The sequence below is a fragment of the Staphylococcus sp. GDX8P80P genome, assembly GCF_017893095.1.
GTDB classification, from domain to species: domain Bacteria; phylum Bacillota; class Bacilli; order Staphylococcales; family Staphylococcaceae; genus Staphylococcus; species Staphylococcus borealis.
Genome location: NZ_JAESMI010000215.1, coordinates 1 through 916 on the forward strand (window position 1 = coordinate 1; position 916 = coordinate 916).

General features: G+C 31.6%; 1 tRNA gene. It reads right to left on the reverse strand.

Annotation, left to right across the window (positions count from 1 at the left end):
• Positions 1-140 precede the first annotated feature (140 nt).
• Positions 141-214, reverse strand: a tRNA-Arg gene (locus KA858_RS12515).
• Positions 215-916 lie beyond the last annotated feature (702 nt).

The window sequence follows — 916 nt, forward strand, 5'->3', positions numbered from 1 at the left end:
TGTCCCGGACTCTTTTTATGCTAGAGATTTGGGTCCCTAAAGCGTAGTAGTCAATAGTGTTTTATTAAAAGACAAAATAAAAAGAACGCCGTTATAACAGCGTTCTCAGTCTAAAAATGTATGTAATTTTTAGTTAATAACGTCCTGGGAGGGATTCGAACCCCCGACCGATGGCTTAGAAGGCCATTGCTCTATCCAGCTGAGCTACCAGGACATGATTTTTTAACACAAGAATAATTATAGCTAAAGAAACCTTATTTATCAATAGCTTTGATATAAAAAAAGTTTATATTTTTCACTAATTATGCGCATTTGTAACTCTTACGAAACGAATTGACCAAAATTAGACGTTAAACCTTCTATATGCTATCTGCCGATTTTGAATTTCAACGTTAGTCATCAATAGTAGTACGATGAAATGCGTGAACAGGAATGGTATTGATAAAGTAATGTCGTTTAATTACTATGATCATTTATTAATATGCGTTCATTTGCGATTATGCTTTGTTTCGTGAATGTAAATAGACACAGATCAACTTAGCAAGGACTGTAATTGATGAAATAAACTGTTTAAACTAGGGTTTTATAATCTAATTTTAAGCGAATGTAAAGGTATTGTAAACGTTTGCAGAATTGTCTGATTTTGCACAACATATATGAATGCCTAAGTGTATTCTAAGAAATCAAATGCCTACAGTTTTGATGTTTAATGTTTGAGTTAAGAAAGATAGAACGCAAAACGAACAAATCGGTATATAGTATAAGTATCAAAACGATAGGTAAACAAAAACTTACCAATTCATCGTTTTTAGTTTTAAGAAATAGCTTAATGTATTTCGAACAAACGAGTGCATTAAGATTCAAATATTCTAACTAAAAAGAAATGGAGCGATTCAAATGTCAAAATTAGTACAAG